Raw genomic sequence first — 16,468 nt, 5'->3', positions numbered from 1 at the left:
CGCCATGAGCAAGATTGTGCGTGAGCATTATCCCGTCGACCGTCTGCCGGAAGATTTGCGCGAGGGGCTGGAGCCGGGTGCCACCGTGCGCGTCGTGCTGGAGGTGGAAAATGTCAGCGTCGAACGACAGCCCATGGGTTTCGCGGAATCGATGCGCCTGATCAACGAGTACAGGCGCGACAATGCGGAGCGTGTCTCGATTGAGGATGCCGTGCGCCGCATCCGCGAGCTGCGTGACGAATGGGACGAGCGATGACGGTGGATCACCGTCTCTATCTCGATACCAATGCGCTGATCCTTCTGAACGAAGGCGAAGGCGCCGCGCGACGTTTGCTGGAACAGATTATCACCGTGGCGGCGTCAAAGCCCGCGCCGCTTTTGATGACAAGCGCATTGACCCTCTCGGAGCTTCTGGTCAAGCCGTACCGGGACGGAGAGATGCAGCTGATCAACGCCTATCGATCCTGGCTTGGCGGTTTGTCGTGGCTGGATATACGTCCAGTATCGCATGACGTACTTGATCTCGCAGCTTTGCTGAGAGCCACCCGGCAGGGCCTGAAGCTGCCAGATGGCATTCAGCTGGCCACTGCTCTGATCGCAGGAGCGAACGGTTTCATCAGTGCCGATAAAGGCATCCACGCCCTTGACCAGATTATTCACCCCGTGCTGGGGCGTCTGCCCTACTCGCCACTCACTATCATTCGTCCCGACGAACCCACTCTCACGGCCCTGCTGGAAAGTATGACCGCATGACCAATCCGCTCCTCTCCGTCCGCGATCTGTCCGTCGCCTTCCACCAGGGAGGCAACGAAACATTCGCCGTCGATCGGGTGTCCTTCGAGATTGCCCCGGGCGAAGTGATGGCTCTCGTCGGCGAATCAGGCTCGGGAAAATCGGTTACCGCCAATTCCGTGTTGCAGCTTCTGCCCTATCCGGCTGCGAGCCATCCCTCGGGTGAAATCTTCTTTGAAGGCCGCGACCTGTTGAAGGTGACGGAACGGGAGCTGCGCGCGGTGCGCGGCAATGACATCACCATGATCTTCCAGGAGCCGATGACCTCGCTCAATCCTCTGCACACGATCGAGCAGCAGGTGGGCGAGATCCTCGAACTGCACCAGGCGATGACGCCGCAGGCTGCCCGTACGCGCACGCTGGAACTGCTGCAGCAAGTCGGCATTCGCGAGGCGGAAAAGCGGCTGAAGGCCTATCCGCACGAGCTTTCCGGCGGCCAGCGCCAGCGTGTGATGATTGCCATGGCGCTCGCCAACCGGCCGAAATTGCTGATCGCCGATGAACCGACGACCGCGCTGGACGTGACGGTGCAGGCGCAGATCCTGGAGCTCCTGAAAAACCTCCAGCGCGAATACGGCATGTCGATCCTGTTCATCACCCATGATCTCGGCATCGTCCGGCGGTTCGCCGATCGTGTCTGCGTCATGACCAAGGGAAAGATCGTCGAAACCGGCGCGGTCGAAGTTGTGTTCGAGAACCCGCAGCATGAGTACACCCGGCACCTTCTGTCCTCCGAGCCGCGCGGCGAGCCGCCGCTCGCCGATCCGTCACGCCCGGTCGTGATGGAGGGGCAGGACATCAAGGTCTGGTTCCCCATCAAGGCCGGTTTCTTCCGGCGGGTGGTGGATCATGTGAAGGCGGTCGATGGCATCGACATTGTTCTGCGTGCCGGCGAGACGGTCGGCGTGGTCGGCGAGTCCGGATCGGGCAAGACGACGCTGGGGCTTGCGCTGGCGCGGCTGATTTCGTCGCAAGGCCGCATCAGTTTTGTCGGCAGCGACATCGGCAGTTACTCCTTCAAGCAGATGCGCCCCTTGCGCGACCGGCTGCAGGTGGTCTTCCAGGATCCTTACGGCTCGCTCAGCCCGCGGATGTCGGTCGGCGAAATCATTGCCGAAGGGCTGAAAGTGCATGAACCGCAGCTGTCGGCGGAAGAGCGCGACCAGGCGGTGGCGGCAGCACTTGATGAGGTTGGGCTCGACCCGGCCACCCGCTGGCGGTACCCGCACGAATTTTCCGGTGGTCAGCGCCAGCGTATTGCGATTGCGCGTGCCATGGTGCTGAAGCCGCGTTTCGTGATGCTGGACGAGCCGACCTCCGCGCTCGATATGACCGTGCAGGCGCAGGTGGTTGACCTGCTGCGCGACCTGCAGAAGAAGCATGATCTGGCCTATCTTTTCATCAGCCACGACCTGAAGGTGGTACGGGCGCTCGCCAACCACGTCATCGTCATGCGCGGCGGCAAGGTGATGGAGGAAGGCCCCTCGGCAGACATTTTCGCCAGCCCGAAGAGCGACTACACCAAAGCGCTGATGGCGGCCGCCTTCAATCTGAAGGCGATCGACGCGTCCAGCATCAGCCAGTAGCCCGTTCGGGAACAAAGTGCGGTTGCGCACCGTTGCCATCCGATAAAGCCGCCTGGCTTGAGCCAGGCTCAGCGGAGGAGCACGGCATGGACGAGCGCAAACCCAATCCCGACACCACGAGAACCCCGGGCGGCCGGCACCCATCGCAGGCGGGCGAAACACCGCTCAGCGCGACGGAAGCGCGCCAGGGCCGGCGCGGCACGCCGGTCTTTATGGTGCTTGCCATCGGCCTGGTGCTGGCCATGGTTGCCTGGGGCGCTGCCGAGTGGTGGGGGCAGGCAACGGAGCCACCGGCGGAACAGACCGCCACACCGCCAGCCGGCGAGACAACCCCGGTCAATCCGAACGCGCAGCCATCGTCCAATCCGTAACCGGTACCGACACGCCCGGCGAATCGCGAGCAGACAACATCAATCGATTTGATGGTTGGATCTCTGGACTTTGCTTCGGCTTTTTTCGATAACGGGCGCGGAGGTTGTCGTGCTGAAACCTCTTGGTCGAGGGAAGGATGCTCCAGGGGCCCGCGAGGGTCGGAGCAGAGGCAGACATGGCAGCAAAGACCGATATCGCCCGGCGTGTGTATAACCACACGTGGAAACTCGATCCGATCATCCGCAGTCTCATCGATACGGACTTCTACAAGCTGCTGATGCTGCAGATGATCTGGAAGCTCTATCCTGAGACGGATGTCACCTTTTCGCTGATCAACCGCACGAAGAGTGTCAGATTGGCGGACGAGATCGACGAGCAGGAACTGCGCAACCAGCTGGACCACGCCCGGTCGCTCAGGCTGTCCAAGAAGGAACTGATCTGGCTCGCCGGCAACACCTTCTATGGACGTTCGCAGATCTTTGAGCCGGAGTTCCTGGCCTGGCTTGCCCATTATCAGCTGCCGGAATACGAACTTTCCAAGCGCGACGGCCAATATGAACTGACCTTCCATGGCCGCTGGACGGATACCACCATGTGGGAAATTCCGGCGCTCGCCATCATCAACGAATTGCGCTCCCGCGCCGCGATGAAATCGCTCGGCCCCTTCACGCTGGATGTGCTCTACGCGCGTGCCAAGGCAAAGATGTGGGAAAAGGTGGAGCGGCTGAGAACGCTTCCCGGCCTGCGCATCTCCGATTTCGGCACCCGCCGTCGTCACAGCTTTTTGTGGCAGCGCTGGTGCGTCGAGGCCTTGAAGGAAGGCATCGGGCCGGCCTTTACCGGCACCAGCAATGTGCTGCTGGCCATGGATTCGGACCTGGAAGCCGTCGGCACAAACGCGCATGAACTGCCGATGGTGGTCGCAGCGCTGGCCAATAGCGAAGCGGAACTCAGGGCCGCACCCTACAAGGTCTTGAAGGACTGGAACCGGCTCTACGGCGGTAATCTGCTGATCGTGCTTCCGGATGCCTTCGGCACCGCATCCTTCCTGCGTGACGCGCCGGAATGGGTGGCCGACTGGACGGGTTTCCGGCCGGACAGCGCTCCGCCAATCGAAGGCGGTGAAAAGATCATTGCCTGGTGGAAGAAGATGGGCCGTGATCCGAAGCAGAAGCTTCTGATCTTTTCCGACGGTCTGGACGTCGATGCCATCATCGACACCTATCGCCATTTCGAAGGCCAGGTGCGGATGGGTTTCGGCTGGGGCACCAACCTCACCAATGATTTTGCCGGCTGCGCGCCGAGCCAGATCGACGGGCTGAAGCCGATTTCCATCGTCTGCAAGGTCAGCGAGGCGAATGGCCGCCCGGCGGTGAAGCTGTCCGACAATCCGCGCAAGGCGACGGGCGATCCGGATGAGGTGCAGCGTTACCTGCGTTTCTTCGGCCAGGAAGACCGCGTCGAACAGGCCGTCCTCGTCTGAAGCGAAGGGCCGGCGCCACCCTGACGCCAGCCCTCCGCCAGTCCTCGTGTCTGGATCAATCGATGATCTGGACGACCTTGTAGGACTTGGGATCAACGATTACGCGCTGTTCGTTGACAACGGCATAGGCATAGTCCCGGTGCTGCGGAACCGGCGTCAGAACGACGGTTTCCGGGATCGCTTCACCGACAACCACCTGGCGCTCGAGAACGACCGGCTGCGGCGCGGGCTGCTGGCGCACATAGGTCACGACCTCCTGTGGTGGCGGATCGATCGCGGTGCCGATTGCTGCACCGGCAATACCACCGACTGCGGCACCGATCGGACCGCCGACAATGGCGCCGGTAATCGCGCCACCGGCCGCACCATTCACGGTGCCGTCCTGGGCTGCAGCTTCCGTTGCGAAAAGCGCTGCTATAACAGCAGCCGAAGTCAGCATGAACTTACGCATTGGGTTGTCTCCTCTGTGATCATCCAATGGCCCAACAACATCGATCAGCAGATTTTCGTTCCGCGCTGCCGCTCACCTTTCATGATCTTCTGCAACAGGAGGTCCTCTGAAATTGCCGCAGTAACATATGTTGACAACATAAACAGAAGTTTTATAGCTGAACTGAGAGACGATTGAGGCGACGATGAGCGAACTGGGCACGCAGGAACAGGCAATCCTGAAGATCATTCAGGACAATCCCTTTGCAGGACAGCAGGAGATTGCCGACCAGTTGGGCCTGGCGCGCTCGACGGTCGCAGCGCACATCGTCCAGCTGGTTGCCAAGGGCCACATCCTCGGGCGGGGTTATGTGCTGCCGGAACCGTCACGGGCCACCTGCATTGGTGGCGCTGTTTTCGATCGAAAATATCGTGCCCGCCGACCGGTCATCCCGGCCACCTCCAATCCGGTGGATGGTTCGAGAAGCTTTGGCGGCGTGGCGCGCAACGTGGCCGAAAATCTGGCTCTCCTCGGCACACCGGTCAGTTTCATCTCGATCGTCGGGGAAGACGAGACGGGGCAGGCGCTTCTGGCGCACCTGAAGGGACGTGGTGCGGATGTAAGCCAGGTGGTCACCGTCAGCGAGCGGCCGACGGCAGAATATGCTGCGGTACTCGATCCGTCCGGCGAAATGGTGATCGGGCTTGCCGACATGGGCATATTCGATCTGTTCCAGCCGGCCCATATCGATCGGGCCTGGCCGCATCTGGCGGCATCGAGCCTCGTTTTTGCCGACTGCAATCTTCCGGCCGAAGTGCTGCATCACCTGATCGCGCGGCGCAAGGGTGCGCGCTTCCGCCTGGCCATCGATGCCGTCTCGACGCCGAAGGTCGTGCGACTCCCTTCGGATCTTTCGGGAATCGATCTTCTGTTCATGAACCTCGACGAGGCGAATGCCCTCCTGGAACGTGACGGTTTGGCACCGGCAAAGGATGCTTTCGAGGCTGCCCGGGCCTTGACGCATCGGGGAGTGTCGGAAGCCGTTGTGACCATGGGAAGCCGGGGGATGGCGGTGACTTCCGGCAGGGACGCCGTCCATGTGCCGTCGGTCGAGGCGGCTCCGGTCGATATGACCGGGGCGGGCGACGCCATGATTGCCGGAACCCTGCATCGCCTGCTGGCGGGGGACAGCACGATCGAGGCTGCCAGCACTGGAGCCCTTCTCGGTGCGCTGACCACGGAAACGGCCGCCAGCGTTCACGCGGAGCTTTCGCCGCATTTTCTTCAAGCCAACCTCCATCGGCTCGCCGACAGGAAAGGATGACCATGACCCTTCTGAAACCGAAACTGAGCCGCGAAGTGGCTGAAGCCCTGGCCGCTGGCGGTCCCGTTGTCGCCCTCGAATCCACCATCATCACCCACGGCATGCCCTATCCGGCCAATCTGGAAACGGCGCTCGCCGTCGAAGCCGTGGTGCGGGAAAACGGCGCCGTGCCGGCCACGATCGCCGTGATCGATGGTGAACTGCGTGCAGGTCTCGAACATGACGAACTGCAGGCGCTCGCCCAGGCGAAAGGCGTCGTCAAGGCGTCCGGTCGGGATCTTGCGGTGGCCATGGTGCGCAAGGCCTCTGCCGGCACCACCGTCTCTGCCACCATGCTGCTCGCCGATCTTGCCGGCATCGATATCTTCGCGACGGGCGGCGTCGGCGGCGTGCATCGCGGCGCCGAACAGACCTTTGACATTTCCGCTGACCTCACCGAACTCGGTCGGACGAAAACCGCCGTCGTCTGCGCCGGTGTCAAATCCATCCTCGATATCGCCAAGACGCTCGAATATCTGGAAACCCAGCGCGTGCCGGTCATCGCCTATGGCACGGAAGATTTCCCGGCCTTTTTCACCCGGAAGAGCGGCTACAAGGCGGACCATCGCCTCGATACACCGGAACAGATTGCCGGGGCCATGCACCTGCATCACAGGCTCGGCACCGGCACCGGCCTGATGATCGCCAATCCGATCCCGGAAGAGTTCGCGCTGACGCCGGATTTCATCGACGGCACGATCGCCGATGCGGTCCGCGAGGCAGAGGAAAAGGGCATCGGCCGCAAGGACCTCACGCCCTTCCTGCTCGCCCGCATCAACGAATTGTCGAAGGGCGAAAGCCTGAAGGCCAATATCGCGCTGGTGAAGAACAATGCTGCACTTGCCGCCCGTATGGCGGTTGCCTATGCGGCGCTGAAGACAAGCGCTTGACGTTTGCAAGAGGGCTTCGGCGTCCAGCCGGTGCCCTCTTTCGCCGACGCGATGATCAGACCGGAAGCCTTGCCAGCCGTTCGGTCAAAAGCGCATAAAACCCGTCGGCATCGACGTTTCGTATGAAGGTGGCGTTCTTCGGCCGGTCGGTCACGCCCCACCAGTCGGCAACCGTCATGCCCTTGGTGAGCGCTGAGTCCGTTTCGATCTCCACATTACAGAGACGCCCCTCGTAAAGCTCCGGCTTCAACAGATAGGCGATCACGTTCGGGTCGTGCAGCGGGCCGCCATCGGTGCCGTATTTCTGCTCGTCGAAACGTTCGAAGAACTCCAGCCAGCCGACAACAGCCTCTGAAAGTGGCGTGCCGAGCGCCTTGATTGCGGCGACGCGCTTCGCTGTCGTCAGCGTCTGGTGCGTCACGTCGAGTGGCATCATCACGATCGGCGCGCCGCAGCCGAGAACAATCTTCGCGGCCTTCGGATCGACGAAGATGTTGAACTCGGCAGCCGGCGTTACATTGCCGCCTTCGAACAGGCCGCCGCCCATCAACACGATCTGCTGGATGCGGGCGGCAATCGCCGGTTCGCGTGCGAGCGCGGTGCCGAGATTGGTCATCGGGCCGAGGGTGCAGATCGTCACGGTGCCGGGCTCATGCGCCATCAGCGTCTCGATGATGAAATCGACGCCGTGCTGAGTCTCAAGCGGCATGGTGGGCTCCGGCAGGTCGGCGCCGTCCATGCCCGTTGCGCCATGCACGTATTCGGCGGTGAACAGACTGCCTTCCATCGGGCCTTCGCAGCCGGCAAACACCTTCACATCCGTGCGGCCCGCCAGTTCGCAGACCTTGCGGATGTTCTTCGAGGTCAGCGCCACCGGCACATTGCCGGCCGCAGCCGTAATCCCCAGAACCTCGATCTCCGGGCTTGCCAGAGCAAGCAGGATGGCCAGCGCATCGTCCTGGCCGGGATCGGTATCGATAATGATCTTCTGGGGCATTTTTGTCTCTTTGGTCGTCGAAAGGGATGCGGGAAACCCGCAGGAGGGAGGGGCTTTCGCATGTCTCGAACAGCGGAGCAAGAGAGGCCACCGAGCGCCGGAGCCTCGTGAAATCTTGAGACTATGTCAGAGGGAGGCTGCGGCGCGGGCGGCCTGGTCATAGTGGCCGGAGAGCGCACGCAGACGGGCGGCAATTTCGGACAGAGTTTCGGCGGAAACCTCGGTCGATAGAACGGATCTGACCAGCAGTGTTTCGCGCATCGTCTTGTAGCGGCGACAGACATCGGCACCGGCCTCCGTCACCATCACCAGCTTTTCCTTGCCGCGTTTGCCGGATTTGATCAGCTTCAGCCGCTCGAGCTTTTTCAGCGAATAGGTGACGACATGGGTGTCCTCGATATTGAGGACGAGGGCGATATCGGCGAGCGTCTTCGGTTTGCCGCGGCTGTTGATGTTGTGCAGCACCAGCGTGTCGACGGGGGAGAGATCCGGAACGCCGGATGCCGCCATGCAGCGCACCATCCAGCGGCTGAAGGCGTGGTTCAGCATTACCAGGCCGAATTCGATCTCGGACAGCGCGGGAAGGCCGCCGCTCGCCAGATGCTCCGAGGAAACGATGGGGCCAGTCTGGTCCTCGAGGTTCGGCATGCTGTGTCTCCCGCAAAAAAGAACGCCGCCGGACAGGTCCGGCGGCGTCCCATAAATCACATCTTCTTATAGGCGTCCACGATCGCGGCGCCATCGGCACCGGCCTTTGCCAGCCAATCCTGCGTCAGCTTGTCGCCAACCTCGGAAAGACCCTTCTTGAGATCGGCACTCGGTGCTGCAACCGTCATGCCGTGCTCCTTCAGCGTCGCCATGTAGGCCGCGGTCTTGTCCTCGGCGAGCTTCCAGCCGCGGGTTTCGGCGGCGGCGGCGGCCTCTTCGACAGCCTTTTGTGTGGCGGGATCGAGGTCGGCAAACGCCTTCTTGCTGACAAAGGTCACGTTCTTCGGCAACCAGGCCTGGGTGTCGTAATAGTGGGTCAGCGATTCCCAGATCTTTGAATCGACGCCGGTGGCGCTGGAGGTCATCAGTCCGTCGACGGCACCGGTTGCCAGCGCCTGCGGCAGTTCAGCCGCCTGGATGGTGACAGGCTGCGCGCCGACGAGCTCGGCAATCCGCGAGGTGCCGACGTTATAGGCGCGCCACTTCAGGCCCTTCATGTCGGCGACCGTATTGAGGTCCTTCTTGGTGTAAATGCCCTGCGGCGGCCACGGGGTGGCGTAAAGCAGTTTCAGGCCCTGCCCGTCGAGTGCCTTGGCAATTGCCGGCTTGGAGGCCGCCCACAGCTTTTTCGACTGTTCGAAGCTCGTCGCCAGGAAGGGCACGACATCGAGGCCAAAGACCGGGTTTTCGTTTTCGTGCAGCGACAGCAGGACCTCGCCCACCTGGGCCTGGCCCGTCTGCACGGCGCGCTTGATGTCGGGCGCCTTGAACAGCGAAGCGCTCGGATAGACGGTGATCTTCAACGCGCCCTTGGTGGCGGTATCGACATCCTTGGCAAAGGCGTTGAGGTTTTCGACGTGATAATTCGCCGGCGGATAGGCAGAGGGCAGAACCCACTGCGTTTCGGCAAGCGATGGGCCGCTGAGGGCAAACAGGCTTGCGGCGGCAAGCGTCAGACGGCGAAGGATTGGCATCGGCTGTGTCATTGTCTCAAGTTCCCCTTGGTTGATGTTATCCCGGAAAAGCCATTTTGGGCAGGATCAGCACGATATCCGGGAAGACCGTGATGATAACGACGGTGACGACGAGAAGCAGGAAGAAAGGCAGGGCGGCGCGCGCCACGGCCAGACTGTCCCGGCCGCTCATCGTCTGCAGCACGAAGAGGTTGAAGCCGACCGGCGGTGTGATCTGCGCCATCTCCACCATCAGCACCAGGAAGATGCCGAACCAGATGAGGTCGAAGCCGGCCTGCTGGATCATTGGCAGGACCACCACCGTAGTCAGCACGATCATCGACAGGCCGTCGATGGCGCAACCGAGCAGAATATACATCACTGTCAGCACCGCGATCAGCGCATAGGGGCTGAGCTGGAAGCCATCGACCCAGGCGGCGAGCGCGTTCGGAATGCCGGTATAACCCATGGCGATCGACATGTAGCCGGCACCCGTCAGGATCAGCATGATCATGCCGGTCATGCGGGTGGCGCCCATCACGCTGTCGCGGAAGGATTTCCAGGTCAGCGCCCGCTGAGAGGCGGCCAGAACCAGGGAGCCGAGAACGCCCCAGGCGGCACATTCCGTTGCGGTTGCCCAGCCCATCAGCAGCGCGGCAAAGACCGTGAAGATAAGGAGCGCCAGCGGAATGAGGTTCAGCGTTTCGGTCAGCTTCTGCCGGAAGGGAATGGCCGCCGGCTTCGGTGGCATCTTGCCGGGGTTCATGAAGGCCCAGATGCCGATCGCGCCCATATAGAGCGCCATCACGATGATTGCCGGCAGCAAGCCCGCCATGAACATCTGGATGATGGAGACATTGGCGGCCACCGCATAAACGATCATCGGGATCGATGGCGGCACCAGAAGGCCGAGCGTGCCGGCACCGGCAATCGAGCCGAGGCTGATCGTTTCGTCATAACCGCGCGCCTTCAGTTCCGGCAGCGTGATTTTTGCCACCATGGCGGTTGTCGCGGCCGACGAGCCGGAGACGGCACCAAACAGGCCGCAACCCAGAACGTTGACGTGGATCAGGCGGCCCGGCAGCCAGTTGAGCCAGGGAGACAGGCCACGGAACATCTCGTCCGAAAGCTTTGTCCGAAAAAGGATCTCGCCCATCCAGACGAACAGGGGAAGGGCGGTCAGGCTCCAGGAGGCACTGCCGCTCCAGGCATTTGTGGCAAGGGCCGCGCCGATGGAAATGCCGGGCGGGGCAAACTGCATGGCAATGAAACCGCACAGCAGAAGCGTCATGCCAATCCAGAGTCCGCCGGCCAGCAGGAAAACGAGGGCGCCGAGAATGAGGCCGGAGACCTCGACCAGGTGGATGGTCTCCATCGTCACACCCCGCTTTCCATCACGCGCTCGACGAACTCGTCCGTCGTCACCGGTTTCGGTTTTTCGTAGCGCGGAGCACCGCCAGCCAGAAGGTTGAGAAGTTCATCAATAAAGGCCAGTGCCAGGATGCCGAGGCCCGTGGCCATGCCAAGCTGCGGGATCCACAGCGGAACCGCGATCACGCCCTGCGACATGTCGCTGAATTCGAAGGAAACGAGCACCATGTCGATGGCGTACCAGGCGAAGTAACCGCTCGCCGCCGTGCCAAGCGCCGTGCAGATGATCTCCACCAGGCGTCGCGGTAGCCCGCTAAGCTTGTCGATCAGCAGTTCCATGCGGATCAGTTCGCCGGAACGGAAGGTGTGGGCGAGCGCCAGGAAGGCGCAGGCCGCCATGCACCAGGAGGCAAAATCATCACCGGCCGGCACGTCGATGCCGAGCGGGCGTCCCGCCGAAAGAGAAATCATGATCAGGAAGATCGCGACCAGGAAGGCACCTGCCAGCCATCCGGCCGTGAGGTACAGCCCGTCCAGCAGCGCTGTGAGCCAGTCGGGAAAAAGGGCATGGTGGCGGTTCTGTTTAGCGGAAGACATGGCAAGGCCTCCCGCTTGGCGCAGCATATGCAGTCATTGGCTTCCCCTCGGTTGCCGGTTTCGGCCGGGCTTTTTCGCCTCTGTTGCCGTTGATTGAGGCATGATGACGGAAGAGGCATTTTTCGTCAACTAAACATTGACGATTTGTCGATGAAATGTTTTTGTGGCGTCAAATCAGAAACTGGAGACGGGAACATGACGCAGAAAAAATGGGATTTCTGGATCGATCGCGGCGGCACATTTACCGATATCGTCGGTCGCGCGCCGAATGGTCGGCTGATCCCGCACAAGCTTCTTTCGGAAAATCCGGAAGCCTATCGTGATGCTGCCGTCCAGGGCATTCGCGAGCTCCTCGGGCTGAAGGCCGGTGAGGCCATTCCGCCGGGGCTGATCGGTGCCGTCAAGATGGGCACGACGGTCGCCACCAATGCGCTGCTCGAGCGCAAGGGCGAAAAGACGTTGCTCGTGACCACGCGCGGTTTCCGTGATGCGCTGGCGATCGGTTACCAGGCGCGCGCCGATATTTTTGCCAAGGAAATCCTGAAGCCTGAGCTGCTCTACAGCGCGGTCGTGGAAATCGACGAACGCGTGCGTGCCGATGGCACGGTCGAGGCCGAGCCGCAGGCGGATGTGGTCCGAAGCGAACTGCAGGCGCAGTTTGACGCCGGCTTCCGTGCCGTTGCCATCGTCTTCATGCATGCCTACCGCTTCCCCGCCCATGAGCAGCTGGTGGCGAAGATTGCCCGCGAGATCGGTTTTACCCAGGTCTCCGTCAGCCACGAGGTGTCGCCGCTCATCAAGCTGGTCGGCCGGGGTGATACCACCGTGGTCGATGCCTATCTTTCGCCGATCCTGCGCCGTTACGTGGAGCAGGTGGCGAGCGAACTCGGCGCTGGCGGCGAAGACGGCGCGCAGCTGATGTTCATGCAGTCCTCCGGGGGTCTGACGGCCGCCAGCCTGTTCCAGGGCAAGGATGCGATCGTCTCCGGTCCGGCCGGCGGCGTGGTCGGTGCGGTCGAGACGTCCAAACTCGCCGGCTTCGACCGGATGATCGGCTTTGACATGGGCGGCACCTCCACGGACGTCTCCCATTATGACGGCGAGCTGGAGCGATCCTTCGAGACGGAGGTCGCGGGCGTGCGCATGCGTGCGCCGATGATGTCGATCCACACGGTGGCCGCAGGCGGCGGCTCCATCCTGCATTTCGAAAACGGCCGTTTCCGCGTCGGACCGGATTCCGCCGGCGCCAATCCGGGGCCGAAGGCCTATCGCCGCGGCGGACCGCTGACGGTAACGGATGCGAATGTCATGCTGGGCAAGCTCTCGCCCGACCTGTTCCCGGCCATCTTCGGCGCCGGCCGCAACGAAAAGCTCGATGCCGATGCCGTGCGCACGGCCTTCGAGGCGCTTGCCGCCGAGATCGGCGACGGGCGCACGCCCGAAGCGGTGGCCGATGGTTTCCTGGCGATCGCGGTCGAGAACATGGCGAATGCCGTCAAGAAGATCAGCGTGCAGCGCGGTTATGATGTCACGAACTATGTGCTGACCTGTTTTGGTGGTGCCGGCGGCCAGCATGCTTGCCTCACCGCCGATGCGCTCGGCATCTCGACGGTGCTGATCCATCCCTTCTCCGGTATTCTCTCGGCCTATGGCATGGGTCTTGCGGATATCCGCGCCACCCGCCAGCGCACGGTCTCGGCGCCGCTCGTTGAGGCGCTGCAAAGCCTGCCGTCGCTGCAGGCAGAGCTGAGCGGTGCAGTGATTTCCGAACTGCGGACGCAGGGTGTGCCGGCTGTGGATGTCGAAGTGCTGCATCGCGCCCATCTGCGCTACCAGGGCACCGATACGACGCTCTCCGTCACGCTCGACACGGCAGATGCCATGGTGGAAGCCTTCGAGGCGGCTCACCGCAAGCAGTTCGGTTTCACCTTCGAGGGGCGCGAGATCGTCTTTGAATCCTACGAGGTGGAAGCCATCGGCGGCGGGGCGGATTCGCATGAACCGCGCCACGAACTCGATCAGGCCGAACCGCTGGCAGCCCTTCAGACCCGCTTCTTCTCCGGCGGCGCTTGGCGTGAGGCTCCGGTCTTCCTGCGCAAGGATATCCGTCCGGGCGCGAAGGCTTACGGTCCGGCCTTGCTGGTTGAGCCGCACCAGACAATCGTGATCGAGGAAGGCTGGGCCTTCGAGGTGACGGCACTGGATCACGTGGTGCTGAAACGGGTGAAAACGCTGTCGCGCGCCGGTGCCGTCGGCACGGCCGCCGATCCGGTGCTGCTCGAAGTTTTCAACAATCTCTTCATGTCGATCGCCGAACAGATGGGCGTGACGCTGCAGAACACCGCCTCCTCCGTCAACATCAAGGAACGGCTCGATTTCTCCTGCGCCGTCTTTGATGCCGATGGTGCGCTGGTTGCCAATGCGCCGCATATGCCCGTGCATCTCGGCTCGATGGACCGTTCCGTCGAAACGGTGATTGCCGCCAACAGGGGCAAAATCCGTCCCGGTGACGTGTTTGCCCTCAACGCGCCCTATAATGGCGGCACGCATCTGCCGGATATTACCGTCGTGACACCGGTCTTCGATGAGGCGGGCAAGGATATCCTCTTCTACGTCGCTTCGCGTGGCCACCATGCCGATGTCGGCGGCACCGCGCCGGGTTCGATGACCCCGCTCGCCACCACCGTCGATGAAGAAGGTGTGCTGTTCGACAACGTGCTTCTGGTGGATCAGGGCCGGTTCGACGAAGAAGGCATCATCCGCCTGATGTCGGATCATCCTTATCCGGCCCGCAACGTTGCCCAGAACGTTGCGGATCTCAGAGCCCAGATCGCGGCCAACGAAAAGGGCGTGCACGAAATGCGCAAGATGATCGCGCAGTTCGGGCTGGATGTGGTCAAGGCCTATATGGGCCATGTGCAGGACAATGCCGAGGAAAGCGTTCGCCGCGTTCTCGAGAAGCTCTCGGACTCCGAATTCTCCTATGAGACGGACCAGGGCAGCACCATCAAGGTGAAGATCACGGTCGACAAGCAGGCCCGCGAGGCGACCGTCGATTTCACCGGCACCAGCGCGCAGAAGAAGAATAACTTCAATGCGCCGGAACCCGTCACCCGGGCGGCGGTGCTTTATGTCTTCCGCGTCATGGTGGAAAGCGTGATCCCGATGAATGCCGGCTGCCTGAAGCCGATCCGCATCATCGTTCCGGAAGGCTCGATGCTGAAACCGCATTACCCGGCCGCCGTCGTCGCCGGCAATGTGGAAACCAGCCAGCACGTCACGAATGCGCTGTTCGGCGCGCTCGGCGCCATGGCCGCCAGCCAGGGTTCAATGAACAACCTGACCTTTGGCAACGAGACCTACCAGTATTACGAGACGCTGTGCTCCGGTTCGCCGGCCGGCCGGTTCCGCGATGGCCGTGGTTTCAACGGCACCGATGCGGTGCATGTGCACATGACCAACTCGCGCCTGACGGACCCGGAAATCCTGGAAACCCGCTATCCGGTGCTGCTGGAGGACTTTCACATCCGACAGGGCTCCGGCGGCAAAGGTCGCTTCCATGCCGGCGACGGCACGGACCGCACCATCCGTTTCCTGGAGCCGATGGACTGCGCGATCCTCTCCTCGCACCGCACCATCCGTCCGCACGGGCTGGACGGTGGCGAGCCCGGCGAACTCGGGCTGACCTTCGTTCGCCGTCTCGACGGCACCATCGAGGAACTGGCCGGCTGCGCCCAGACGCACCTTGCGAGCGGCGAGGCGATCACCGTCCGCACGCCGACAGCCGGCGGATTTGGCAAGGCTTGACGCCTTCCACTTTTGCTTGAACCTTTGGCAAAGCCCCCTCTCTCCCCCACAAGGGGGGAGACACTTTGCAGCACCCACCCGAGCTTCGATCGGCTTCGGCGGGTCGGCTGGGTTAAAGCCCTCCCCCTTGTGGGGAGGGTTGGGAGGGGCCTTTTTCGACTGCTATAGCCCCTTGCCAGTGTGGGGGAGATGGCGGCAGCCAGAGGGGGCGTATCGTCCCGGCTAGAAGTTTCCTTCTGACAGGCAGCTGCCGAATCGCGCATACACCCAAAAAGAACCAAACAGCCTCCGCCACGTAGTACTGAGCAAACACGGAGGCTTTCATGAACGACACCAGCCCATCACAGACCGGCAGGCTCGCCTGGATCACCGGCGCCAGTTCCGGCATTGGCAAGGCGGTCGCCGAACGGCTTGTGCGGGAAGGGTGGCGGGTCGCCGTCAGCGCCCGCAGCGCCGAAAAACTGCAGGCATTGGCCGAGCAGCATGCCGGCCGCGTCTTTGCCTTCCCGCTGGACATCACGGATCGCGACGCGGCACTGGCGACGGCAGACGCCATTCGCGCCGCCCACGGCCCGATCGATCTCGCCATCTTTTCCGCCGGAACCTACAAGCGCGACAGCGTGCGCCGCTTCGACGCCCGCGATCTCGCCACCACGATGAACCTCAACGTGGTCGGCACGGCGAATACCATGGAGGCCGTGATTCCGGATATGATCGCCAGAAGGCAGGGCGAGATTGCCGTGATCGCCTCGGTAGCCGGTCTCGTCGGCTTGCCTGGTGGTGGGTTTTACGGCGCGAGCAAGGCCGCGCTCAACAATCTCTGCCAGGCGCTTTACCCGGAACTGGAGCGGGAAGGGGTGCGCCTGCGCATCATCAATCCGGGTTTCGTCGACACCCCGCTCACAAAGAAGAATGATTTCCCCATGCCCTTCCTCGTCTCGTCGGACGAAGCCGCCGATGCGATCGTTTCCGGTCTGAAGACCAGCCGCTACGAGATCATCTTTCCCTGGAAAATGGCCGTCGGAATCAAGTTCCTGGCCGCGCTGCCGAAGAACCTGCTCTTCCGTTTCACGCGGCGGATGCTGCGCAAGCCGGGCTGACCGGCAAAGGCCGCAGTTT

15 protein-coding genes are annotated in these 16,468 nt (G+C 62.4%); 9 read left to right on the top strand and 6 right to left on the bottom strand.

Translation table 11 applies throughout. The annotated features are described in order from the left end of the window. The first annotated feature begins 4 nt into the window (after positions 1 to 4). The 5 genes from OU993_RS06710 to pncB all read left to right on the top strand — a co-directional run bounded on the left by OU993_RS06710 (position 5) and on the right by pncB (position 4,233). Entirely contained in the window at positions 5 to 256 is a 252-nt protein-coding gene (locus OU993_RS06710; protein ID WP_268155585.1) for a hypothetical protein, read from the top strand. Beyond that, the gene (locus OU993_RS06705; RefSeq protein ID WP_268155583.1) at positions 253 to 753 is read left to right on the top strand and encodes a type II toxin-antitoxin system VapC family toxin; all 501 of its coding nucleotides are present in this window, start codon (positions 253 to 255) and stop codon (positions 751 to 753) included. Before OU993_RS06710 ends, OU993_RS06705 begins: the two co-directional genes overlap by 4 nt. Beyond that, a complete protein-coding gene (locus tag OU993_RS06700) occupies positions 750 to 2,378 on the top strand; it encodes an ABC transporter ATP-binding protein (protein ID WP_268155581.1) in 1,629 nt (542 codons plus the stop codon). The genes OU993_RS06705 and OU993_RS06700 overlap by 4 nt, the downstream gene beginning before the upstream one ends. Positions 2,379 to 2,464: 86 nt before the next feature. Further along, positions 2,465 to 2,749 (top strand): hypothetical protein, encoded by a 285-nt coding sequence (locus OU993_RS06695; RefSeq protein WP_268155579.1) that lies wholly within the window; start codon positions 2,465 to 2,467, stop codon positions 2,747 to 2,749. Positions 2,750 to 2,925: 176 nt separating this feature from the next. Continuing rightward, on the top strand, positions 2,926 to 4,233 hold the full coding sequence (gene pncB / locus OU993_RS06690; protein ID WP_268155578.1) for a nicotinate phosphoribosyltransferase: 1,308 nt from the start codon (positions 2,926 to 2,928) through the stop codon (positions 4,231 to 4,233). A 55-nt stretch (positions 4,234 to 4,288) separates the two neighbouring features. Here the strand turns inward: pncB and OU993_RS06685 are convergent, their stop codons facing one another. Then, positions 4,289 to 4,684, bottom strand: coding sequence for a DUF1236 domain-containing protein (locus OU993_RS06685; RefSeq protein WP_268155576.1), 396 nt, complete (start codon positions 4,682 to 4,684; stop codon positions 4,289 to 4,291). A 184-nt stretch (positions 4,685 to 4,868) separates the two neighbouring features. On the opposite strand from OU993_RS06685, the gene OU993_RS06680 reads away from it, so the two are divergent. Continuing rightward, positions 4,869 to 5,987 (top strand): carbohydrate kinase, encoded by a 1,119-nt coding sequence (locus OU993_RS06680; RefSeq protein WP_268155574.1) that lies wholly within the window; start codon positions 4,869 to 4,871, stop codon positions 5,985 to 5,987. Between the two features lie 2 nt (positions 5,988 to 5,989). Next, entirely contained in the window at positions 5,990 to 6,916 is a 927-nt protein-coding gene (locus OU993_RS06675) for a pseudouridine-5'-phosphate glycosidase (RefSeq protein ID WP_326493826.1), read from the top strand. A gap of 55 nt (positions 6,917 to 6,971) precedes the next feature. Here the strand turns inward: OU993_RS06675 and OU993_RS06670 are convergent, their stop codons facing one another. The 5 genes from OU993_RS06670 to OU993_RS06650 all read right to left on the bottom strand — a co-directional run bounded on the left by OU993_RS06670 (position 6,972) and on the right by OU993_RS06650 (position 11,542). After that, positions 6,972 to 7,913, bottom strand: coding sequence for a nucleoside hydrolase (locus tag OU993_RS06670; protein ID WP_268155570.1), 942 nt, complete (start codon positions 7,911 to 7,913; stop codon positions 6,972 to 6,974). 126 nt (positions 7,914 to 8,039) lie between these two features. Then, complete coding sequence (locus OU993_RS06665; RefSeq protein ID WP_268155569.1) at positions 8,040 to 8,561, bottom strand: winged helix DNA-binding protein; 522 nt, start codon at positions 8,559 to 8,561, stop codon at positions 8,040 to 8,042. Between the two features lie 56 nt (positions 8,562 to 8,617). Beyond that, positions 8,618 to 9,607: a TRAP transporter substrate-binding protein gene (locus OU993_RS06660; RefSeq protein WP_268155567.1), complete on the bottom strand. Its 990-nt coding sequence runs from the start codon at positions 9,605 to 9,607 to the stop codon at positions 8,618 to 8,620. Positions 9,608 to 9,632: 25 nt separating this feature from the next. Further along, complete coding sequence (locus OU993_RS06655; RefSeq protein WP_268157543.1) at positions 9,633 to 10,949, bottom strand: TRAP transporter large permease; 1,317 nt, start codon at positions 10,947 to 10,949, stop codon at positions 9,633 to 9,635. A 2-nt stretch (positions 10,950 to 10,951) separates the two neighbouring features. After that, positions 10,952 to 11,542: a TRAP transporter small permease gene (locus OU993_RS06650; protein ID WP_268155565.1), complete on the bottom strand. Its 591-nt coding sequence runs from the start codon at positions 11,540 to 11,542 to the stop codon at positions 10,952 to 10,954. A gap of 195 nt (positions 11,543 to 11,737) precedes the next feature. Here OU993_RS06650 and OU993_RS06645 point away from each other — a divergent pair, with 195 nt between their 5' ends. Together OU993_RS06645 and OU993_RS06640 are read left to right on the top strand one after the other, a co-directional pair. Next, on the top strand, positions 11,738 to 15,349 hold the full coding sequence (locus OU993_RS06645) for a hydantoinase B/oxoprolinase family protein (RefSeq protein ID WP_268155564.1): 3,612 nt from the start codon (positions 11,738 to 11,740) through the stop codon (positions 15,347 to 15,349). Between the two features lie 323 nt (positions 15,350 to 15,672). Beyond that, entirely contained in the window at positions 15,673 to 16,449 is a 777-nt protein-coding gene (locus tag OU993_RS06640; RefSeq protein ID WP_268155563.1) for an SDR family NAD(P)-dependent oxidoreductase, read from the top strand. Positions 16,450 to 16,468: the final 19 nt, after the last annotated feature.

Origin of the sequence: Rhizobium sp. SL86, assembly GCF_026672545.1 — a bacterium.
Classification (GTDB): domain Bacteria; phylum Pseudomonadota; class Alphaproteobacteria; order Rhizobiales; family Rhizobiaceae; genus Neorhizobium.
Note: the sequence above shows the minus strand (reverse complement) of the source record. Positions and strands in the feature narration are given on the sequence as shown.